This is a genomic window from Streptomyces vietnamensis (assembly GCF_000830005.1).
GTDB lineage: Bacteria > Actinomycetota > Actinomycetes > Streptomycetales > Streptomycetaceae > Streptomyces > Streptomyces vietnamensis.
Map to the genome: position 1 here is coordinate 4129095 of NZ_CP010407.1, position 20543 is coordinate 4149637.

20 protein-coding genes are annotated in these 20543 nt (G+C 72.9%); 12 read left to right on the plus strand and 8 right to left on the minus strand.

Translation table 11 applies throughout. The features are described 5' to 3' along the window. Positions 1 to 31: 31 nt before the first annotated feature. The 3 genes from SVTN_RS44990 to SVTN_RS18390 are packed head-to-tail and all read left to right on the plus strand — an operon-like array spanning position 32 to position 2761. Positions 32 to 1486: a DUF7507 domain-containing protein gene (locus tag SVTN_RS44990; protein WP_159026467.1), complete on the plus strand. Its 1455-nt coding sequence runs from the start codon at positions 32 to 34 to the stop codon at positions 1484 to 1486. A gap of 2 nt (positions 1487 to 1488) precedes the next feature. Next, positions 1489 to 2238, plus strand: coding sequence for a bestrophin-like domain (locus SVTN_RS18385; RefSeq protein ID WP_041130082.1), 750 nt, complete (start codon positions 1489 to 1491; stop codon positions 2236 to 2238). Between the two features lie 31 nt (positions 2239 to 2269). Next, on the plus strand, positions 2270 to 2761 hold the full coding sequence (locus SVTN_RS18390) for an LURP-one-related/scramblase family protein (protein WP_041130083.1): 492 nt from the start codon (positions 2270 to 2272) through the stop codon (positions 2759 to 2761). Positions 2762 to 2767: 6 nt separating this feature from the next. On the opposite strand, the gene SVTN_RS18395 is transcribed toward SVTN_RS18390, so the two are convergent. Then, on the minus strand, positions 2768 to 3952 hold the full coding sequence (locus tag SVTN_RS18395; protein ID WP_041130084.1) for a trans-sulfuration enzyme family protein: 1185 nt from the start codon (positions 3950 to 3952) through the stop codon (positions 2768 to 2770). Between the two features lie 63 nt (positions 3953 to 4015). Here SVTN_RS18395 and SVTN_RS18400 point away from each other — a divergent pair, with 63 nt between their 5' ends. The 5 genes from SVTN_RS18400 to SVTN_RS18420 all read left to right on the plus strand — a co-directional run bounded on the left by SVTN_RS18400 (position 4016) and on the right by SVTN_RS18420 (position 9024). After that, the gene (locus SVTN_RS18400; RefSeq protein WP_052499192.1) at positions 4016 to 5557 is read left to right on the plus strand and encodes an aminotransferase-like domain-containing protein; all 1542 of its coding nucleotides are present in this window, start codon (positions 4016 to 4018) and stop codon (positions 5555 to 5557) included. A gap of 144 nt (positions 5558 to 5701) precedes the next feature. Then, positions 5702 to 6079 (plus strand): hypothetical protein, encoded by a 378-nt coding sequence (locus SVTN_RS18405; RefSeq protein ID WP_245727586.1) that lies wholly within the window; start codon positions 5702 to 5704, stop codon positions 6077 to 6079. A gap of 11 nt (positions 6080 to 6090) precedes the next feature. After that, positions 6091 to 7548 (plus strand): hypothetical protein, encoded by a 1458-nt coding sequence (locus SVTN_RS18410; protein WP_041130086.1) that lies wholly within the window; start codon positions 6091 to 6093, stop codon positions 7546 to 7548. A 17-nt stretch (positions 7549 to 7565) separates the two neighbouring features. Beyond that, a complete protein-coding gene (locus SVTN_RS18415; RefSeq protein ID WP_041130087.1) occupies positions 7566 to 8174 on the plus strand; it encodes a hypothetical protein in 609 nt (202 codons plus the stop codon). Positions 8175 to 8205: 31 nt separating this feature from the next. Continuing rightward, positions 8206 to 9024, plus strand: a complete 819-nt coding sequence (locus tag SVTN_RS18420) for a hypothetical protein (RefSeq protein ID WP_041130088.1) — start codon at positions 8206 to 8208, stop codon at positions 9022 to 9024. A 69-nt stretch (positions 9025 to 9093) separates the two neighbouring features. On the opposite strand, the gene SVTN_RS18425 is transcribed toward SVTN_RS18420, so the two are convergent. Further along, positions 9094 to 10209 carry an SMI1/KNR4 family protein gene (locus SVTN_RS18425; RefSeq protein WP_041130089.1) on the minus strand — a complete coding sequence of 372 codons (1116 nt, stop codon included), beginning with the start codon at positions 10207 to 10209 and terminating at the stop codon, positions 9094 to 9096. Further along, positions 10206 to 11015, minus strand: coding sequence for a carbon-nitrogen family hydrolase (locus SVTN_RS18430; protein ID WP_041130090.1), 810 nt, complete (start codon positions 11013 to 11015; stop codon positions 10206 to 10208). The genes SVTN_RS18425 and SVTN_RS18430 overlap by 4 nt, the downstream gene beginning before the upstream one ends. 155 nt (positions 11016 to 11170) lie before the next feature. On the opposite strand from SVTN_RS18430, the gene SVTN_RS18435 reads away from it, so the two are divergent. Further along, complete coding sequence (locus tag SVTN_RS18435) at positions 11171 to 11998, plus strand: maleylpyruvate isomerase family mycothiol-dependent enzyme (RefSeq protein ID WP_041130091.1); 828 nt, start codon at positions 11171 to 11173, stop codon at positions 11996 to 11998. Between the two features lie 115 nt (positions 11999 to 12113). Here the strand turns inward: SVTN_RS18435 and SVTN_RS18440 are convergent, their stop codons facing one another. From SVTN_RS18440 to pdhA, 5 genes are all read right to left on the minus strand, one after another. Then, positions 12114 to 13406 (minus strand): MFS transporter, encoded by a 1293-nt coding sequence (locus tag SVTN_RS18440; protein WP_041130092.1) that lies wholly within the window; start codon positions 13404 to 13406, stop codon positions 12114 to 12116. Beyond that, complete coding sequence (locus SVTN_RS18445) at positions 13403 to 14077, minus strand: GntR family transcriptional regulator (protein WP_078908763.1); 675 nt, start codon at positions 14075 to 14077, stop codon at positions 13403 to 13405. Before SVTN_RS18445 ends, SVTN_RS18440 begins: the two co-directional genes overlap by 4 nt. A gap of 138 nt (positions 14078 to 14215) precedes the next feature. After that, positions 14216 to 15637 (minus strand): dihydrolipoamide acetyltransferase family protein, encoded by a 1422-nt coding sequence (locus SVTN_RS18450; RefSeq protein ID WP_041130094.1) that lies wholly within the window; start codon positions 15635 to 15637, stop codon positions 14216 to 14218. Between the two features lie 13 nt (positions 15638 to 15650). Next, a complete protein-coding gene (locus SVTN_RS18455; protein ID WP_041130095.1) occupies positions 15651 to 16631 on the minus strand; it encodes an alpha-ketoacid dehydrogenase subunit beta in 981 nt (326 codons plus the stop codon). A gap of 2 nt (positions 16632 to 16633) precedes the next feature. After that, complete coding sequence (pdhA, locus tag SVTN_RS18460) at positions 16634 to 17827, minus strand: pyruvate dehydrogenase (acetyl-transferring) E1 component subunit alpha (RefSeq protein WP_041130096.1); 1194 nt, start codon at positions 17825 to 17827, stop codon at positions 16634 to 16636. A 344-nt stretch (positions 17828 to 18171) separates the two neighbouring features. Between pdhA and SVTN_RS18465 the strand changes: the two genes are divergently transcribed. The 3 genes from SVTN_RS18465 (at position 18172) to SVTN_RS18475 (ending at position 20536) form a co-directional block, all read left to right on the plus strand. After that, on the plus strand, positions 18172 to 18831 hold the full coding sequence (locus tag SVTN_RS18465) for a response regulator (RefSeq protein ID WP_041130097.1): 660 nt from the start codon (positions 18172 to 18174) through the stop codon (positions 18829 to 18831). 163 nt (positions 18832 to 18994) lie between these two features. Next, entirely contained in the window at positions 18995 to 19504 is a 510-nt protein-coding gene (locus tag SVTN_RS18470; protein WP_078908764.1) for a pyridoxamine 5'-phosphate oxidase family protein, read from the plus strand. A gap of 15 nt (positions 19505 to 19519) precedes the next feature. Beyond that, positions 19520 to 20536 carry a phosphotransferase gene (locus SVTN_RS18475; RefSeq protein WP_041130098.1) on the plus strand — a complete coding sequence of 339 codons (1017 nt, stop codon included), beginning with the start codon at positions 19520 to 19522 and terminating at the stop codon, positions 20534 to 20536. The last annotated feature ends 7 nt before the right edge of the window (positions 20537 to 20543 follow it).

A 20543-nucleotide genomic window follows, 5' to 3' on the forward strand; every position in this document is an offset into this window, starting at 1 on the left:
GGGCAGATCATCGGACTATTACCTCCGTCGGGTGAGCGGTGGGCTGCTGATGGCGGTGCTGCTCCTGCTGCCCGGCGCCGGCGCCTGGGCCGGTGGCGTCGGGGACGGGGGGCTCCGGATGACCGTGACCGTGAACGGGCGGGCCGACAGCGGGACGCCGGCGGCGGCCGTACGGGTCGGGGCGCAGATCGTGAAGCGGTACCGGCTCGTGAACCGGAGCGAGGCCCATCTGTACGGGGTGCGGGTCGTCGACCCGGGCGTCCCCGGCGGGTCCGTACCGTGCCCCCGGCGGCCGCTCGCCGCGCTCGGGGAGATGGAGTGCGTCGCCCGTTTCCCGGCCCTGCCCGGGGCGCGCCTCGCCACCGCGCGGGCCGAGGGGGACGTCCCGTCCCTCGGGCTGCGGATGCACGCCACCGCCCGCTCCGGGTACACCGGGGTCGCCGGAGGCCTCGCGCTCGCCGAGCGCGTCTCGGTCGGGGCCGGTGGAGCGGGGCGGGCCGGGCGGGCCGTCGGCGTGGCCCCCGCCGGGACCGCGACCGTCACGTACACCGTCACCAACCGGGGCAACCGGCCCGTCCACGCCGTACGCGTCGAGGACCCCGCCCTGCGGCTCGGCCCCGGGGCCGTGAACTGCGACGGGACCGTGGCCCTGCTCGCCCCGGGCGCCTCCGCCCGCTGCACGGCCACCGTCCGGCGTCCGCCCGGCACCCACCGGAGCACCGGACTCGCCACCGGCAGCGACCGGGTCGCGACCTATGACGCCGGGGGCCGGCTCGCTCCCGCACCGACGCTCACCGCGCGCTCCTCCGCCACTTTCACGATCGCCTCGCCACGGGCGGCGGCGGGGGGAGCGGGGGCCGGTTCGGGCGGGGCTGGTGGGGTGGGTGGAGCTGTTGGGGTGGGTGGGGCTGCCGCTGGGGCGGTTGGCGGGGGTGCTGCCGGGGTTGGTGGGGTTGTGGGTGCTGGAGGGGCTGGAGGGGCTGCTGGGGTGGCAGGAGCGGCTGGGTCAGCAGGAGTGGCTGGTGCTGCCGGAGCATCGGGGGCCGCCAGTGCAGCCGGAACTGCCGGTGCAGCCAGTGCTGCTGGAGCTGCTGGAGCCACTGGTGCTGCCGGGGCCGCTGGAGCCGCGCCCGGGGCCCCCGGTCTTCCGGGCACCGCCCCGCAAGCCCCCGCCCCGCCCGGTGGCATCCCGCCCGGTGGCATCCCGCCCGCCGCCGTCCCTCCCGCCCCGTCCCGGGCCGCCGGTGCCTCCACCGCCCCCGCCCCCGCCCGCGTGGCCCCGCCGCGCGCCGTGCCGGACGTGGCCGGCGTATCGGAGGCTGTGCCCCGCACCACCACCTCTGCCGCGCGGGACGACGAGGGGTTTCTCGGGCGGTTGCGGCGGCGGGCGCGGGAGGCGCATGAGTTCGGGGTCGTGGCGATGTTGCTGCTGCTCCTGATCCCGGCGGCGATCGCGGCGGCTCTGCTCGGCAACCGGGGGCACTGACCGTGGACCTGTTCGAGACGCTCTTCGTCGTCCTCGGTGTCGCGCTCGTCGCCGCCCTCGCCGTCTTCGCCAAGACCAGGCTCTTCCCGGCGGGCGAGGACGAGGAGCCGCGCGAGGACGTCGCCGAGTACATCGCCATGATGGTGTCGGTCCTCTACGCGGTGGTGCTCGGACTCTGTCTGGTGTCCGTCTGGGACACCCGGTCCGACGCCGCCGACAACGTCCAGGCCGAGGCGAGCGCCCTGCACCAGACGTACCTCCTCGCGGACGCGCTCCCCGCCGCCCAGCGGCAGCCGCTGCGGGAAGCGGCCCGTACGTACGCCGATCACGTCGTCGGCGTCGAGTGGCCGGCGATGGCGGAGCGCGAGCCGCTCGACCCGTCCGGCTGGCGGTTGCTCGAACAGGTCCGGAGGGCGGGTGAGGTGGGGGACTCGGCCAGGGTGCCGGAGCAGATCGCGGCCCAGGAGGTGCTGGCCCAGCTCGGTTACGTCGACGACGCGCGGCGGGGCCGGGAGGCGGCGGCGCAGGAGCGGCTCTCCCCGGTGCTGTGGACGGGTCTGCTGATCGGCGGTGCGCTGACGCTGGCGTTCATGTTCCTCTTCGGGATCAGGAGGAGTACGACGCACGTGGTGATGGTGATGGGCCTGTCCGGGTTCATCGCCTTCACCGTGCTGCTGATCCATCAGCTCGACGCGCCGTTCGGATCGATGCTCGGCGCGACGCCGGACCCGTTCACCCGGTACTTCGGGTGAGAAGCCGGGCGACCGGGGCAGACATAGGGCCGTGAAATATCTCGTACGGGACAAGATGTTCGCGATCGGCGACGACTACTGGATCGAGGACGAGCGGGGCCGGCACGCCTTCCTCGTCGACGGCAAGGCCCTGCGGCTGCGCGACACCCTGGAGCTGAAGGACCCCGACGGGCGGGTCCTCGTGACCCTGCGGCAGAAGATGTTCAGCCTCCGGGACGCGATGACGATCGAGCGGGACGAGCGGCCGCTCGCGACCGTCCGCCGCAAGCGGCTCTCCCTGCTCCGCAACCACTACCGGGTGACGCTCGTCGACGGCACCGAACTGGACGTCAGCGGCCGCGTCCTGGACCGGGAGTTCACCGTCGAGTACGAGGGCGAGCTCCTGGCGCACATCTCCCGGCAGTGGTTCCACGTCCGCGAGACGTACGCGGTGAACGTGGTCCGTGAGGACGCGGACGCGGCGCTGCAGATCGCGGTCGCCGTGTGCGTCATCCGGATGGCGGAGCGGGAGCGGGAGGACTGACCCCGCTCAGCCGGCCTTCGCGAGTGCCTGCTCCAGGTCCGCCCACAGGTCCTCCACGTGCTCGATGCCGACCGAAAGACGGACCGTGCCCGCGCCGATGCCGGCCGCCGCGAGGGCCGCCGCGTCGAGCTGGTGGTGGGAGGTGGACGCCGGGTGCATCACCAGCGTCTTCACGTCGCCGAGGGAGACGCTGAGGGAGGCGAGCCGTACCGCCTCGACGAAGGTGCGGCCCGCCTCCCGGCCGCCCGCGAGGTCCACCGAGACGACCCCGCCGCCGCCCCCGGGCAGCAGGCGCGCGGCGATCTCCCGGTCCGGGTGGCTCGCGAGGGCCGGGTGGCGGACGGCCTCGACCGCCGGGTGCGCTTCGAGCCGGGCGGCGAGCTCGGCGGCGCTCGCGCACTGGCGTTCCATGCGCAGGGACAGGGTCTGCATGCCGCGCAGGGTCAGCCAGGCGGCGAACGGGTCGGTGGACGCGCCCTGTTCGACGGCGTGGTGGCGGACGCGGCCGTACAGCTCGGGGGTCTTGAAGACGGCGATGCCGCCGAGGACGTCCGCGTGCCCGGCCAGGTACTTGGTGGCGGAGTGGACGACGATGTCGGCGCCGTGGTCGAGGGGGCGGCAGAGCAGCGGGGAGGCGAAGGTGTTGTCGACGACCACCGGGACCCCGGCTTCGGTGGCGACGGCGGCGAGCGCGGGGACGTCGACGACGCGGGTGGTGGGGTTGGCGATGGTCTCCAGGTGGAGGAGGCGGGTCTCGGGGCGCAGGGCCGCCCGCACCTCCTCCGGGTCGGTGCCGGAGATGTACGTGACGTCGACGCCCCAGCGGGCGGCGAGGTCGGTGAGGACCGCGTACGTGCCGCCGTACAGGCAGGTCTGGGCGATGACGTGGTCGCCGCTGCCGAGCAGGCCGAGGAGGACGGCGTTGATGGCGCCCATGCCGGAGGCGAAGGACTGGGCGGCGGTCCCGCCCTCCAGGCGGGCGACGGCGTCCTCCAGGGTGCGGACGGTGGGGTTGCCGAGGCGGGCGTAGAGGAAGGCGTCCGGGGAGGTGAAGCCCTCGGCGAGGGCGTCGGCCGAGTCGAAGGCGAAGACGTGCCCCTGGTGGAGGGGGACGCCGAGGGGCCTGCTGCCCGTGACCTCGACGTGGGGCGGGTGGACGGCGAGGGTCTCGGGGCGCGGGGAGTCGGTCATGAACTCAGTGTGTGGACGGGGAACTTGCCCTCACAGGTCCAATCCCGGCAGATTGGTTCGCCGATGGAGCCAATCGACGCGTCACCTCCGCCCCTGTCCCTCGACGACCTCGTCGCCCGGCTCGGCCGCTGGTCCGCCGGGCGCGGGCCGCTGTATCTGCTGCTCGCCGCCCGGCTGCGCCGGCTGATCGACGAGGGCGCGCTGCCGTCGGGCACGCTCCTGCCGCCGGACCGGCGGCTCGCGCAGGCCCTGGCCGTGGGCCGTACGACGGTGGTCGCCGCGTACGAGACGCTCCGGCAGGAAGGCCGGCTGGTGCGGCGCCAGGGCAGCGGGACCCGGGTGGCGGCGCCCGCGCTGGCCCTGGGGGAGCACGGGGCGGCGGCCGCCCTCGTGCCGGACGCCCCGCGGGTGAAGGACGCCCCGCGGGTGAAGGAGACCTCGCGGGTGAAGGAGACTTCCAACCCGCTCTTCCTGCACCTCCTCGAGGCGCCGGACGACGTGATCCTGCTGAGCTGCGCCGCCCCGGACCGGCCGCCGGCCGAGCTGGCGGAGACGTACCGCGGTCTCGTGCTCCCGCACGGGGACCTCGGCTACCACCCGGCGGGGATCGGGTCCCTGCGGGCTGCGGTCGCGGCGCGGTACACGGCGCGGGGCGTGCCGACCGGGCCGGGGCAGATCCTGGTCACCACCGGCGCACAGCAGGCCCTTTCGCTGCTCGCCCGGCTCCTGCTCGCACCGGGCGACGGGGTGCTCGTGGAGGCGCCGACGTATCCGGGGGCGCTGGATCTGTTCCGGGAGGCGGCGGCCGTGCCGCTGCCGGTGGCGGTGGGGCCGGACGGAGTGGACGTGGCGGAGGCGGTGCGGGTGATGGAACGTCACCGGCCGGCCCTGGCCTATGTGATCGGCCGGTTCCAGAACCCGACGGGGGCGGTCCTGCCGCCGCTCGCCGGCCGCCGTCTCGTCGAGGCGGCGAACGCGCTGGGCGTGCCGCTGGTGGACGACGAGGTCCTCGCCGACCTCGCCTTCGACGCGGAAGCGGACACCGGCCATGCTCCCCTCGCCTCGTACGGCGACGTCATCGGCGTCGGTTCGCTGAGCAAGGTGGTGTGGGGCGGGCTGCGGATCGGCTGGGTGCGCGGCCCGGCGCCGCTGATCGACCGCCTCGCCCGGCTGAAGGCCCTGCACGACCTGGGCAGCGACGTGCCGTCGCAGCTGGCGGCGGTCCGGCTGCTCGACGGGTACGGGCCGCTCCTCGCGGCCCGGCTGCGGGCGGTCCGCGCGGGCCACGACCATCTGCGGGCCGAGCTGGCCCGGCTGCTGCCGTCCTGGTCGTGCGCCCCGACGGCCGGCGGGCAGACCCTGTGGGTGCGGCTCCCCCACGGCGACGGCGTCTCCTTCGCACAGCTCGCCCTCCGCCACGGGGTGGCCGTCCTCCCGGGCGCCACGACCGACGCGCTCGGCGGCAGCCTCCGCCATCTGCGGCTGCACTTCCTGGCGGCCCCGGAGGTGCTGACGGAGGCGGTACGGAGACTGGCGGCCGCCTGGGCGGAGTACGCACCGGAACTCCCCGCGGGGCGCGCGTCCCTGCGGGGAATCACCGTTTGACCTTGCGCCCCGCACGATCCCCACGGAAACATACGATGCACCTGCAAAGTGATGGGCATTCTTCGATGGGGGCACTGCGCTATGGGCTTTGACGAGGAGTGGGCCGGCATACGGTCTGCCGCACCGGAACAGGCCGCCGTCGACATGAGGTTGAACCAGCTCGACGGCGGCGGTGGCGGCGGTGCGGCGGGCGGTCAGCCCAATCTCGCCACTGCACCAGCAAAGAAGCGGGCCGCGGCCAACACCATCGAGACCGAGCTGGAGCCGAACACGGACAAGGCCGCCAAGTGGGCGGACGCCGCCACCACGGCGGCCGTCGGCGGCTTCGCCGGCTGGGAGACGGCTGCCGGTCTGAAGACCGTCGAGGCCACCTGGGACAAGCAGGTCAAGACGCTCCTGGGCCGGCTCGCGTCCGAGAAGGCCGCCCTGCGCGCCACGGCCGGCACCTTCGGCCAGCAGGAGCTCGACACCCGGGCCCGTATCGCGGGGGTCCAGCCGGCCTCCGGCATCACGAAGTACTGAGGGGGCGGACCGTGCTGACGTACTCCGAGATCATGACGACCGATCTGGGCAAGCTCGCCACCGCCGCCGACAAGTGGGACGAGATGGCGGGCGAGCTGGGCAAGGTGGAGGAGCGCTACGGGGAGAGCGTGCAGTCCCTGCCCACCTCGCAGGCCTGGCTGGGCGAGAGCGCGACCGCCGCCCACACCAACTTCACCGCCACGCGGTACGAGTACCAGGCGGCGCAGATCCAGGCCAAGGCCACGGCGACGCTGCTGCGGAACGCCCACGAGCAGTTCGTGGAGCTGAAGAAGCAGCTGGAGAACGCCCGCGCCGACGCGATCAAGGCGGGCATGAAGGTCTCCGAGGAGGGGCGGGTCGCGTACGACTACGAGCGGCTCACTCCCCAGGAGCGCAGCGCCCTGCACCACGACCCGGACGGCGCGAAGAGCGTCCGGGACGCCGAGGTCGCCTGGGCCGAGCACCTCGACAGCTGCGTCAAGGCCATGGACGTCGCCGACCAGGACCTGAAGAAGGACCTGGAGGCCGTGGTCAAGGACGGCTACGGCAACAAGAACGACGAGACGCTCGGCACCGGCTTCAACGGTGACGCGGGCAAGGTCTCCGCGGCCGACGACAAGGCCAAGGACGACCGGATGAACCTGGCCTGGCTGAAGATGAAGGACGACGAGACGCTCGACGACTACGTCAAGCGCCTCCAGCACGACGGCATCGCCAAGCTCACCGGCAACAAGGAACTCGCCGACCTGGTCCAGAAGTTCACGGAGGGGACCATCACGGCGGGCGCGTTCGCGAGCGCCCTGACGACCGCGGGCCTGTACTCGTACAAGCTGTCCAAGGCGCTCCGGCCGCCGTTCGTGCACCCGACCGCGCCCGGCACCTTCCTGTCGAAGCAGTTCAACATGCGGCTCGCCGGGGCGGCTCCGGGCAGCCTGCTCAGCAAGGTCCCGCCGGGTCTCGCGACCGCGATCACCGGCTCCGACGAGGCCGCCATGTACGGCGGGTTCATGCGCAACGGCGCCTTCTTCATGCCGACGGCCGCCGAGGCCAACCTGCTGAAGGTCGCCCAGAACGGCGGCCTCGCCAACGCGGCCAAGGCGGCGGGCTTCCTGCGCGGCGCCGGTGTCGTCGGCGGTGTCGCGGCCACCGCGTACGGCGTGGCCAACCTCGCCACGTACAACACGGACATGATCAAGGCGGATCCGGCGAAGTTCGCCACGGACCTCACCGGTACCGCCTTCAGCGCCTCGATGACGGCGCTGACCGTGGCCCCGAACCCGGTCACCCTCGGCCTCGCGGTCGGTACGGGCGTGGCGTACGGCGCGGCGCTGATCTGGGACAACCACGAGGCGATCGGGAAGGGTCTGGAGGCGGCCGGGGACTGGGTCGGCGACAAGGCGTCCGACATCGGGAACGGCATCAAGGACGGCGCGAAGAAGCTCGGCAGCGCACTGAACCCCTTCGACTGAGCAGGAGCCTGAAAGAGATGCACACGCACGTCACGCCGTTCGACCTCCAGGCGTGGAAGGAGGGCAACCGGCACGACTACCGGGCCGGCTGGAAGGGCGTCTCGCCGGAGTTCGGCGAGATCACGCTGACCTGTCCCCTCCCCCGCACCTCTCCCGAGTCGCTCGTCTCGGAGGTGCGCGGCGGGCAGCTGCCGACCGCCTCCTTCGAGGCGCGCGGGATGCACGTCGAGGGGATGAAGCTGCCGGGCCTGAACCGGTCCACGCTGCGGGTCGGCGACCGGGTCGTGTACGTGGAGCGGAACCGTTTCGGCGCGACCCTGGAGCAGCGTGCCCTGGCGATGCGGTACGCGGGCGACCACTACCGGCTCACGGCCCTCGACAAGCACGGCTACGTCCTGAGCCGCGCCGCGGACGACGAGGACCCCGGCGTCCGGATCACCGTCCGCGAGGGCGGGCGCGGCAAGAACCGCAGGCTCTCCGTGCACGTCGACGGGCGGGCCGAGGGCGGGGACCTGTCGCTCGCCCTGGTCTTCGCGGGCGTCGACCGCTCCACCCTGACGCAGCTCGGCGCGGTGAAGGCCGGCATCTCCCGCGTGACCCATTTCTGGACCGAGTCCCAGTACTGACCTTCCGACCTCTCTGACGATTGAGCGATTCATGCCTTCCTTCGACGTGACCCGATCCCGCTTCCGGCTGAGCGACGACGAGGTCTTCGTCCTCGCCCAGCTGGCGACCGGTCAGCAGGTCCCCGAGTCCCTGGCGGCCGCGGCGGCGCGGCTGCGGGACGCCGGGCTCGCCAACGAGGCGGGGGAGCTGTCCGCGCTCCTGCTGCCGCTGATGAAGACCCTGGTCCATCCGTCCGTGATCGTCTCCCTCGAGGCGGGCGGCCGGCAGGGCGTCCTGCACCACGGGATGCTGATCGGCGACGAGCACGTCGTCTGCCACGAGACCTGGCCGGGCCAGGAGGAGGCGGAGTACCGGCTCGTGGAGCCGAGGACCGTGGTGTGGACGCTCGCCGACCTGATCGCCCTGCGCCAGTCGGACGGGGACGCGGCCGAGGAGGTCGTGGAGACGACGACGGGCGTCCTGGAGGCGGGGCTCGCGGCCCTGGAGAAGGCCTCCTCGACGCCGGGCGCGGACGAGCGGGTCCTGGTCGCGGAGGCGCTGCGCGCCGCGGGAGGCGTCGAGATCGCCCCGCGGCTCGCGGAGCTGATCGTGGAGCTGCGGTCCCAGTGGCGCATGACGGCCGCCTGGCAGGGCGCCCAGGAGGGCGCGCAGGGCGTGGTCGCGCGCGCGGCGGCGGCCTGGGACTGCGGGCCGCTCGGCTACTGGCTGCGGGAGCTCCCCGCCGAACCGATGGCGGAGGGCGCCGCCTCGGAGGGCGACCCGTTCCGGCTGCGTCGGGTCGCCGCGAAGCGGATCTGGCAGGAGCTGACGGCGCTGCTGCCGGACGCGGCGGAGCTGGCCGCGTCCTAGCACCTGTCCGACCGTTCCCGTCGGGTCCGGCCCGCCCGGCCTGATCCGACGCGAATGGTCAGACGGGCCCTAGTCGGTCTCCTTCTTTCCCCCGTACGGCTCGAAGGCGATGACGTCCAGCGGGTCCTCGTGGGGGCGTACGAGGCCGGGGAGGCCTTCCGTGCGGAGTTCGCCGCGCAGCCAGGCGAGCAGGGTCCCGGTGAGGGTGCCGGTGAGCGGTGGGCCCTGGCCGGCGTGGCGCGGGACGACGATCAGGGGCCAGTCGTCGGGGGTGTCGCCCTCGGTGAGCCAGCACAGCTGGTCGCCGTCGATGGAGTCGGCGAAGGGCAGGAAGCCGCCGGGTTCGGGCCAGGCGGCCAGCGGGTTGTACTGGGGGAAGTCGGCACGGTGGCCGCGGTAGGTGTCGCCGTACCACTCGGCCCAGGGGGCGAGGTCGTACTGCCCGGTGCCCAGCGGGGCCCTGAAGCGCAGCCACTGGACCCACTCGCCTCCGCCGTACGTCTCCATCAGGCGGACGTACTCGGTGGGGAGGCGGGTGCCGAGACGCTCGTACAGCCACTCCCAGCTCTGCTCGCCGAGGTACGGCTCGGCGGGCGGCGGAAGCAGGGCGGTGAGGGTGTCGAAGCCGGTGGCACCGGAGACGAGCGCGGCCCGCTGTGCGGGGGTCGGTTCCGGCCGGCGGGCCGGCGGGGTCCAGGCGTACGCCTCGTCGCCGGCGAGGCCGCTGCGGGCGAGGGCGGGGCGCAGGCCGTCGGAGACGAAGCCGGCGAGGGTGGGCAGGAGGGTGGTGCCGGGGCGGCGCCAGGGGTCCTTGCCGGCGTTCGCGAGGTTCTGCACGTGGACGACGACGGGCCACTGGTCGGGGTCGTCGGAGGCCGTCGTGTCCCAGAACAGGGTGTCGGACGCGCGGGTGGCGCCGAAGGGGAGGACACCGGGGGCGGCCCGGCGGCCCTCCTCGACGAAGGCGCCGTAGTCGAACCAGCCGCCGGCCCGGTCGAACGGCGTGTGCAGCCAGAGCCGTTCGCCGATGTCGAGCGGGCCGTACGCGGTGGCGATCGCTTTGTAGTCGGCGGGCAGGCGGAGGCCCAGCCACTCCTCGACGGCGTCCCAGTCGACGGGCGGGGCGGGCGCCTCGGGCGGCGGGCCGAAGAGCTCGGCGAAGGCGGCGAGGGCCGTGTCGTTCACGAGACGCGGCCGGTCCGGCGCGGTGCCGCGATCCCCAGGACCCGGTCCTTCAGTGCCGGGAACTGTTCCCGGGTGGCCCTGACCTTCGCCGGGTCGAGGACGACCCGCAGGATCTCCTCGTCGGGACCGGCCTCCGCGAGGGTCTCGCCCCAGGGGTCGACGACGATCGAGTGCCCGGCCTGCTCCACGCCCGCGTGGGTGCCGGCGGTGCCGCAGGCGAGGACGTACGCCTGGTTCTCGACGGCCCGGGCCCGCGCGAGGAGCGTCCAGTGGGCACGGCGGAGGGCGGGCCAGCCGGCCGGGACGACGAAGGCCTGGGCGCCGGCGTCGACGAGGCCGCGGAAGAGCTCGGGGAAGCGCAGGTCGTAGCAGGTGGCGACGCCGACGGTGAGGAGCGGCAGGTCGACGGTGACGAGGTCCTCGCCGGCGGCCATGAGGACGGCCTCGCCCTTGTCGAAGCCGAAGCGGTGGATCTTGCGGTAGGAGGCGGCGAGTTCGCCGTCGGGGGAGAGGAGGAGCGAGGTGTTGTAGAGGGCGCCGCCCTCCGCCTCGACGAAGGAGCCGGCGTGCAGCCAGACCCCGGCGTCGCGGGCGGCGGCCGCCATGGCCCGGTGGGTGGGGCCGTTCAGCGGTTCGGACTCGGCGGCGAAGAGGTCGGAGGCGAAGGCCCCGACGGTCCACAGTTCCGGAAGGACCACGAGGTCGGCGCGGCCGGATTCCTCCCGTACGAGCCGCGCCACGCGGGCGCGACGTGCTTCGACCGGTTCGTCCGGGTCTACCGCGATCTGGATCAGCGAGGCGCGCACACTACCACCGTCCTGGCATTCGAGCCGTCAACACCGGCCTACGATCGTCACACGAAAGCACTGCCGGGGTGCCTTCGGGCAGCGTAACTTAGCGTCCGAGCCTCCCACCCAGTCGTGTTTTCAGCCCGCGCACCGAAGAACCGCCGAGGGGTCCCGTGACCGTCCATCCCAGCCTCCAGAACTACGCCGACGCCTGGACCCATTCCATCGAGGCGATAGCCGAGCTGGTACAGCCCCTCGTGGAGGGCGAATGGAACCGGCCGACCCCGTGCATCGGCTGGTCGGTGCGGGACATCGTGTCCCACGTGATCGGCATGGAGACGGAGATGCTCGGCGACCCTCGGCCGATCCACTCCCTGCCCCGCGACCTGTACCACGTGCGCAGTGACTTCGCCCGCTACATGGAGGTCCAGGTCGATGTGCGGCGGCACCACACCGCCCCGGAGATGACCTCGGAGCTGGAGTACATCCTCATCCGGCGGGCCCGGCAGCTCCGCAACGAGAGCCGCTCCCCCGAGCATCTGATCCGCGCTCCCCTCGGCGCCGAGCAGACCCTCGAACTCGGCTACCGGGACCGTGCCTTCGACGTGTGGGTGCACGAGCAGGACCTGCGGACGGCGCTCGGCGTGCCGGGCAACCTGGACTCGGCGGGTGCGCTCGTGGCCCGGGACGTGCTCCTGGAGGCGCTGCCGAAGGTGATCGCGCAGGACGCGGGGGCGCCCGCGTCCTCGGCGGTGGTGCTCGACGTGACCGGTCCTGTGGAGTTCCTGCGGACGGTACGGGTCGACGCGGAGGGGCGCGGTTCGATCGACGGGGCGCCGTCCCTCGGCCCCGCGGTGACCCTCGCGACGGACTGGGAGACGTTCGTACGCCTCGCCTGCGGCCGGGTCCGGCCGGCCGAGGTGGCCGACCGGGTCAAGATCGAGGGCGACGAGGGCCTCGCGGCGGCGATCCTGGACAACTTCGCGGTGACGCCCCGCTGACCTGTCAGACGGGCACGCGCACGGCCTCGACGCGGGACCTGCCAGACGGGTACGCGCACGGCCTCGACGCGGGACCTGTCAGACGGGCACGTGCACGGCCTCGACGCGGGACCTGTCAGACGGGCACGTGCACGGCCTCGACGCGGCTCGCGACGAGCCGCTCCCGCTCCCTGCGGTGGGTGCGGGCCTTGAGGCGGAGGATCTGCACGACGCCGAGGGCCTCCAGGACGAAGACCGAGGAGAACGCGATCCGGTAGTCGTCGCCGGTCGCGTCGAGCAGCACGCCCACGGCGAGCAGCGTCGTCATCGAGGCGACGAAACCGCCCATGTTGACGATGCCGGAGGCGGTGCCCTGACGCTCCGGCGGGTTGGCCGGGCGGGCGAAGTCGAAGCCGATCATCGAGGCCGGTCCGCAGGCGCCGAGGACCAGGCAGAGGGTGACGAGCAGCCACATCGGTGCGTGGCCGGGGTACGCGAGGGTGGTCCCCCACAGCAGGGCGGTGGCCGCGACCGTACCGAGGGCGAGCGGGGCACGGGCCGCGTGGTGGCGGGCGATGATCTGCCCGTACGCGAGGCCGACGACCATGTTCGACAGGACGACCAGGGTGAGCAGCGTCCCCGCGGTGGGCCGGGACAGGCCCTGCGCCTCGACGAGGTACGGCAGGCCCCAGAGCAGCAGGAACACCATGGCCGGGAACTGGGTGGTGAAGTGCACCCACATGCCGAGCCGGGTGCCGGGCTCGCGCCAGGACTCGGCGATCTGGCGGCGGACGAAGGCGGCGCCCGCGTGCGAGGCCGGCTCCGGCTCGTACCCCTCGGGGTGGTCCTTGAGGAGGAGCAGCAGCAGGACGAGGACGACGACGCCGGCGAGGGAGCTGCCGACGAAGGTGGTCGTCCAGCCGAGGCCGTGCAGGGCGCGGGCGATGAAGACGGTGGAGACGAGGTTGCCGGCCATGCCGAAGAGGGCGGCGACCTGGCCGATGAGCGGGCCGCGGCGGGCGGGGAACCAGCGGCTGCCGAGCCGCAGGACGCTGATGAAGGTCATGGCGTCGCCGCAGCCGAGGAGGGCGCGGGAGGCGAGGGCCGTGCCGTACGAGGGGGAGAGCGCGAAGCCCAGCTGGCCGGCGGTGAAGAGGACGACGCCGAGGGCGAGGACCTTCTTGGTGCCGAGCCGGTCGACCATGAGGCCGACGGGTATCTGCATGCCCGCGTAGACGAGCAGCTGAAGTATGGAGAAGGTGGAGAGCGCGGAGGCGTTGACGTCGAAGCGGTCGGCGGCGTCGAGTCCGGCGACGCCCAGGGACGTGCGGAAGATGACGGCGACGAAGTAGACGGCGACGCCGACGCCCCAGACGAGGGCGGCGCGCTTCCCGCCGGGCGGGTCTCCGGGCAGGGACGGGGCGCTCACCGGGCCTCACCCCGGACCAGGACCTTGACCCAGCTGAGGTGCTGGCGGACGCAAGTAGCGGCGCCCTCGACGTCGCCGGCCTTGATGCGGTCGAGGATCTCGGCGTGCTCGGTGATGTTCTTGGCGACGCGGTCCGGCTGGGACTGCATCACGGCGACGCCCATGCGCAACTGGCGGTCGCGGAGCTGGTCGTAGAGGCGGGCGAGGATCTGGTTGCCGGCGTGCTTGACGATCTCGGCGTGGAAGCAGCGGTCGGTGACGGCGACCTCGGCGAGGTCCCCCGCCTCGGCGCGCCGCTTCTGCTCCTCCAGGAGCTCTTCGAGGCGGGCGATCAGGGCGGCGGGCGCGGGCACGGCCCGGCGGACGGCGAACTCCTCGACGAGCAGCCGGGTCTCGACGACGTCGGCGATCTCCTGCGCGGAGACGGCGAGGACGAGGGCGCCCTTCTTCGGGTAGAGCTTGAGGAGCCCTTCCATCTCCAGCTTGAGCAGCGCCTCGCGGACGGGGGTGCGGGACACCCCGACGGCCTGGGCGAGTTCGCCCTCGGTGAGGAGGGTCCCTCCCTCGTAACGCCGGTCGAGCACGGCCTGCTTGACGTGCATGTAGACGCGGTCGGCGGCGGGGGGCTGCTTCGTGGGCAGGGGGGCGGGACCGGCTGGCGCTGATGGCATGCGCACAGCATAGATACAACAGGGGTGCAACAGACAGCCGCGTCCGCATCTTGGACTCCTTACGGGAGCCGAAAACAAACATCCGGTGGCGGCTGGTGCCACCACCGGATGTTTCACGTGAAACGGTCACATGGGGCGTCAGGCCCAGGTGATGAGCCTCTTCGGGTTCTCCAGGATCGCGGCGACGTCCGCCAGGAACTTGGAGCCGAGCTCGCCGTCGACCAGGCGGTGGTCGAAGGAGAGGGCCAGCGTGGTGACCTGGCGCGGCTTCACCTTGCCCTTGTGGACCCACGGCTGGAGCTTGATCGCGCCGACCGCGAGGATCGCGGACTCGCCGGGGTTCAGGATCGGCGTACCGGTGTCGACGCCGAAGACGCCGACGTTGGTGATGGTGAAGGTGCCGCCCTGCATCGCCGCCGGGGTCGTCTTGCCCTCGCGGGCGGTGGCGACGAGCTCGCTCAGGGACCGCGAGAGCTCGGGCAGGGTCTGGGCGTGCGCGTCCTTGATGTTCGGCACGATCAGACCGCGCGGGGTGGCCGCGGCGATGCCCAGGTTCACGTAGTGCTTGAGGACGATCTCCTGGTTCGCCTCGTCCCAGGCCGCGTTGATGTCCGGGTTGCGCTTGACCGCGACCAGGACGGCCTTGGCGATGATCAGGAGCGGGTTGACCCGCAGGCCCGCCATGTCCTTGTCGGACTTGAGCTCCTCGACCAGCTTCATCGTGCGCGTGATGTCGAAGGTCACGAACTCGGTGACGTGCGGCGCGGTGAAGGCCGAGCCGACCATCGCCGCCGCCGTGGCCTTCCGTACGCCCTTGATGGGGATACGGGTCTCCCGGGCGTCCGACACGGCGGCGGGCGCCGCCTGGACCGGAGCCGCGACCGGGGCGGGGGCCGCCACGGGCGCCGGGGCCTCGACGGCCGGGGCGGGCGCCGGGGCGGCCGCCGCGTGGACGTCCTCGCGGGTGATGATCCCGTCCGGGCCGGTCGGGGTGACCGTCGCCAGGTCGACGCCGAGGTCCTTGGCGAGCTTGCGCACCGGCGGCTTGGCCAGCGGCCGGTCGCCGGTCACGGGGCCGTGGCCGTTGAGCTGCTCGGGGACCGCGACGGGGGCCGCGACGGGTGCGGCCGGGGCGGCCTGAGCGGCGGCCGGGGCGGCCGTCGTCCTGCGGGCCCGGCGCTTGGTGGAGGACGCGGCCACGCCGTAGCCGACGAGGACCGGCTGGCGGCCCTCCGGCTCGGCGGCCGGCTCGGCCACCGGCTCCTGCGCGGGGGCGGCGGCCGCGGCGGGCGCCGCCGGGGCCTCGGGCTCGGCGCCGCCGCCGACGTTCACCGAGATGATGACCTGGCCGACGTCGACCGTGGTGCCCTCGGGGAACAGCAGCTCGTGGACCGTGCCGTCGAAGGGGATCGGCAGCTCGACCGCGGCCTTGGCCGTCTCGACCTCGCAGACGACCTGCCCGTCGGTGACGGTGTCACCGGGCTGGACGTACCACTTGAGGATCTCGGCCTCGGTCAGGCCCTCGCCCACGTCGGGCATCTTGAATTCGCGGATCGTCATGGTCGTGCTCTCCTCAGTACGCCAGCGAGCGGTCGACGGCGTCGAGCACGCGGTCCAGGCCCGGCAGGTACTCCTCCTCCAGGCGCGCCGGCGGGTACGGCGCGTGGTAGCCGCCGACCCGCAGGACGGGGGCCTCCAGGTGGTAGAAGCAACGCTCGGTGATCCGGGCGGCGATCTCCGCACCGGAGCCGAAGAACACCGGCGCCTCGTGGACGACGACCAGGCGGCGGGTCTTCTCGACCGAGGCCTGGATGGTGTCGAAGTCGAGCGGGGAGATCGAGCGCAGGTCCACGACCTCGATCGACTTGCCCTCCTCGGCCGCGGCGGCGGCGGCCTCCAGGCAGGTCTTCACCATCGGGCCGTAGGCGACGAGGGTGAGGTCCGTGCCCTCGCGGGCGACACGGGCCTTGTGCAGTTCGCCGGGGATGGCCTCGGTGTCGACCTCGCCCTTGTCCCAGTAGCGGCGCTTGGGCTCGAAGAAGATGACCGGGTCGTCGCTCTGGATCGCCTGCTGGAGCATCCAGTAGGCGTCGGAGGAGTTCGCCGGGGTGACGACCTTGAGGCCCGCGACGTGCGCGAAGAGCGACTCGGGGGACTCGGAGTGGTGCTCGACGGCGCCGATGCCGCCGCCGTACGGGATGCGGATGACGACCGGCATCTTCACCGTGCCGAGCGAACGGGCCCGCATCTTCGCCAGCTGGGTGACGATCTGGTCGTACGCCGGGAAGACGAAGCCGTCGAACTGGATCTCCACGACCGGCCGGTAGCCGCGCAGGGCGAGGCCGATCGCGGTGCCGACGATGCCGGACTCGGCGAGCGGGGTGTCGACGACCCGGTCCTCGCCGAAGTCCTTCTGCAGACCGTCGGTGATCCGGAAGACACCGCCGAGCTTGCCGACGTCCAGGCCCATGACGACGACCTTGGGGTCGGTCTCCAGGGCCTTGCGCAGCGACTCGTTGAGCGCCTTCGCCAGGGGAAGCTTCTGAACAGCCATGATTACTCGGCCTCTCCGCCCTCGAAGGACGCCTGGTAGGCGGCGAACTGCGCACGCTCCTCGTCGACGAGCGCGTGCCCGTCCGCGTACGTGTGGTCGAACATCGCCATGTGGTCCGGGACGGGCATGGCGCGGACGACCTCGCGGACGTGCTTGCCGAGGGCCTCGCTCTCCGCCTCCAGCTCCTCGAAGAAGGCCGCGTCGGCGTGGCCCTCGTTCTCCAGGTACGCCTTGAGGCGCAGGATCGGGTCCTTGGCCTCCCACGCCTCGCGCTCCGCGTCGCGGCGGTAGCGGGTCGGGTCGTCGGAGGTGGTGTGGGCGGCCATCCGGTAGGTGAAGGCCTCGATGAGCGTCGGGCCCTCGCCGCGGCGGGCGCGCTCCAGGGCGGAGCGGGTCACGGCCAGGCAGGCGAGGACGTCGTTGCCGTCGACGCGGACGCCGGGGAAGCCGAAGCCGCGGGCGCGCTGGTAGAGCGGGACGCGGGTCTGCTTCTCGATGGGCTCGGAGATCGCCCACTGGTTGTTCTGGCAGAAGAACACGACCGGGGCGTTGTAGACCGCGGAGAAGACGAACGACTCGTTGACGTCGCCCTGGCTGGAGGCCCCGTCGCCGAAGTACGCGAGTACGGCGGAATCCGCGCCGTCCTTGGCGATGCCCATGGCATAACCGGTGGCGTGCAGGGTCTGCGAGCCGAGGACGATCGTGTACAGGTGGAAATTGTTGCTGTTGGGATCCCAGCCGCCGTTGTTCACGCCGCGGAACATTCCCAGCAGATTCGTCGGGTCGACCCCACGGCACCAGGCGACGCCGTGCTCGCGATAGGTCGGGAAGACGTAGTCGTCGTCCCGCAGGGCCCGGCCGGAGCCGATCTGGGCGGCCTCCTGGCCGAGCAGCGAGGCCCACAGGCCCAGCTCGCCCTGCCGCTGGAGGGCGGTCGCCTCGGCGTCGAAGCGACGGGTGAGGACCATGTCGCGGTACAGACCGCGCAGCTCCTCGACGCTCAGGTCGATGTCGTAATCGGGGTGCTGGACGCGCTCTCCCTCAGGCGTCAGCAGCTGGACGAGCTCGGGCTCCACGGGCCCCGCCTCGGCGCGCGTGCTCGTCTTCTTGGTGGTGCTGGTGCTCGCGCTTGCGGTGCGCTTGGTGCCGCTGCTGCGTCGCGTCGTCTTGCGCGCGGCAGTGCTCTCCACGGTCACGTGCGTGCTCCTCCGTCGGTCCGGCCTCCGGGTTCGCCGGGCAAGGCCAGTGCGGCTCTCCGCCTTATCCGTACCCTTCGCACGGGGTGGGTGCGACGCGGCCGGGGTCGGGCGTGACAGGTGCCCCGGCGAGCGCCCTGTCATAGGCACGTTACCCACAGCACGGCATTCCCGCGAAACCCCACTTGACCTGCGATTTTGCTTGGATTTCCAAGTAAATCGAGAAAAGAGGGAACAGCGGCTGGTCAGCGCGTCGGCAACGGCTTCGGAGGGCCGCCGGAACACCCGGCACGTTATCCCGCGCACCCCGGGCGCGGGAAGAGCCAATATGTGAGACTGACCGGGTGCGCGAACAAGGAAAAATCACGGTATTTCTGCTGGACGACCACGAAGTCGTCCGGCGCGGCGTCCACGAGCTGCTCTCCGTGGAGGCCGACATCGAGGTGGTCGGCGAGGCCGGGACGGCCGCGGACGCGCTGGTCAGGATCCCCGCGACCCGCCCCGACGTCGCCGTGCTCGACGTCCGGCTGCCGGACGGCAGCGGGGTCGAGGTGTGCCGGGAGATCCGCTCGCAGGACGAGTCGATCAAGTGCCTGATGCTGACCTCGTACGCGGACGACGAGGCGCTCTTCGACGCGATCATGGCCGGGGCCTCGGGTTACGTGCTCAAGGCCATCCGGGGCAACGAACTCCTGAACGCCGTGCGGGACGTGGCGGCCGGCAAGTCGCTGCTCGACCCGGTGGCCACCGCCCGGGTCCTGGAGCGGCTGCGCGACGGCAACAACCCGAAGGGCGACGACAGGCTCGCCAACCTGACGGAGCAGGAGCGCAAGATCCTGGACCTGATCGGCGAGGGCCTGACCAACCGGGTCATCGGCGAGCGGCTCCACCTCGCGGAGAAGACCATCAAGAACTACGTCTCCAGCCTGCTGTCGAAGCTGGGCATGGAGCGGCGCTCGCAGGCCGCGGCGTACGTGGCCAGGCTCCAGGCCGAGCGCCACTGACGGGCCCGGTCCCGGGGGCATCCCCGGGACCCGCCCCGGCCCGGCCCGGTTTCGGGACCTACGTCCCTTTCGAACCGGGGCAGGGGCCCCTTTTCCGACACGGTGCGGGTGGCGGAGAGTGGAATCCATGTCCACCGACGAAGACATGCCCACCGCCGAGGCCATGTCCACCGCCGAGGTCCCCGCCGTGTCCGCCGACGAAGTCCGCGCCGCGTCCGCCGACGAGGTCCGCGCCATCGAGCTGCTCGGCCGCGTGGCGTACGGCCGGGTGGCGACGAGCATGCGGGCGATGCCGTTCGTCGCCCCCGCCCGCCACGTCGTGGCCGGCGGCCGGGTCCTGCTCCGGATGCACCGCGGCCTCGGCTACCACCGCGCGTGCAACGGCAGCGTCGTCGCGTACGGCGCGGACAACTGCGACTCCGGGGCCGAGCGCATCTGGTCCGTGCAGTTCACCGGCACCGCCGAGATCGTCGAGCCGACGGAGGAGGAGCGGGCGGCCTTCGGCCCCGAGCCCGTACGGGTGGACGGCGAGCCCTTCACCCCGGTGTTCCTGCGGATCGAACCGCAGTTCGTGACGGTCCACGAGCTCGACTACGGCGAGCGGCCCGAGGACCGTTCCGGCGAGCGGCCCGAGGACCGTTCCGCGGAGCGACACCTCCACCACGCAGCGTGATCTAACATCTGCGGAGTGCCGCGCTCATCTGTATCCCACGCTCCGCCCGTCCGCCCCCTCCTGCGCCGCTACACGGACGTCGGCGAGCCCCTCTCCTGCGTCCCCGTCACCGAGGGCCTGCTCAACCGCGGCTACCGGCTCTCCACCACCCGCGGGGCCTACTTCCTCAAGCAGCACCTGGACGCCCCCACCTCCGACCGGGCCACCATCACCCGCCAGCACCGGGCCACCCAGCGCCTGCACGCCCTCGGCCTGCCCGTGGCCCCGCCGCTCCCCGACAGCCGGGGCCGCACGGTCGCCCTCGTCGGCGGCCACTGCTACGCCCTGCACCCCTGGGTCGACGGCCGCCACCGCGACGGCGCCCAGCTGTCCACCGGCTGCTCCCGCCGCCTCGGCACCCTCCTCGGCCGCGTCCACACCTGCCTGGAGCAGGTCATGGAGTCCCCGCCGCCGGGCGGCGACCACGCGAGCGCCCACCCCGAGGACACCTTCCGCGCCATCGAGGAACTGCTCCGCCTCGCCCGCGCCCACCGCCCCCGCGACAGCTTCGACGCGCTCGCCGAGCACCGGCTGAGGGAGCGGCGCAGGCTGCTCGCCCAGCACGCCCACCACCGGCCGCCGCCCGCCTCCGCGGCCGGCTGGGTGCACGGGGACTTCCACCCGCTGAACCTGCTGTACCGGGGCGCGGAGCCCGCCGCGATCGTCGACTGGGACCGGCTCGGGGTCCGCCCCAGGGCCGAGGAGGCGGTCAGGGCCGCCGCGATCTTCTTCGTACGGCCGGAGGGGGAGCTGGCCCTGGAGAAGGTACGGGCCTACGCGCGCGCGTACCGGCGGGCGACGGGCGCCGACGGCGCCGAGCTGGCGGCGGCGGCGCACCGGGTGTGGTGGGAGCGGCTCAACGACTTCTGGACGCTGCGCTGGCGCTACCAGCTGCACGACCGGAGGGCCGACCCGCAGTTCCCCGCGGTGTCGGCCCTGGCGGTCTGGTGGACGCGCGAGTACGCGGCGGTCCGCGACGCCTTCGCCGGCTGAGCACGGC

Excerpts from the sequence above, each read along its gene's own strand:
- SVTN_RS18395 (WP_041130084.1), bottom strand. The coding sequence starts at position 3,952 with ATGACCGACTCCCCGCGCCCCGAGACCCTCGCCGTCCACCCGCCCCAC.
- SVTN_RS18400 (WP_052499192.1), top strand. The coding sequence starts at position 4,016 with ATGGAGCCAATCGACGCGTCACCTCCGCCCCTGTCCCTCGACGACCTC.
- SVTN_RS18405 (WP_245727586.1), top strand. The coding sequence starts at position 5,702 with ATGAGGTTGAACCAGCTCGACGGCGGCGGTGGCGGCGGTGCGGCGGGC.
- SVTN_RS18415 (WP_041130087.1), top strand. The coding sequence starts at position 7,566 with ATGCACACGCACGTCACGCCGTTCGACCTCCAGGCGTGGAAGGAGGGC.
- SVTN_RS18420 (WP_041130088.1), top strand. The coding sequence starts at position 8,206 with ATGCCTTCCTTCGACGTGACCCGATCCCGCTTCCGGCTGAGCGACGAC.
- SVTN_RS18445 (WP_078908763.1), bottom strand. The coding sequence starts at position 14,077 with ATGCCATCAGCGCCAGCCGGTCCCGCCCCCCTGCCCACGAAGCAGCCC.
- SVTN_RS18450 (WP_041130094.1), bottom strand. The coding sequence starts at position 15,637 with ATGACGATCCGCGAATTCAAGATGCCCGACGTGGGCGAGGGCCTGACC.
- SVTN_RS18455 (WP_041130095.1), bottom strand. The coding sequence starts at position 16,631 with ATGGCTGTTCAGAAGCTTCCCCTGGCGAAGGCGCTCAACGAGTCGCTG.
- SVTN_RS18470 (WP_078908764.1), top strand. The coding sequence starts at position 18,995 with ATGTCCACCGCCGAGGTCCCCGCCGTGTCCGCCGACGAAGTCCGCGCC.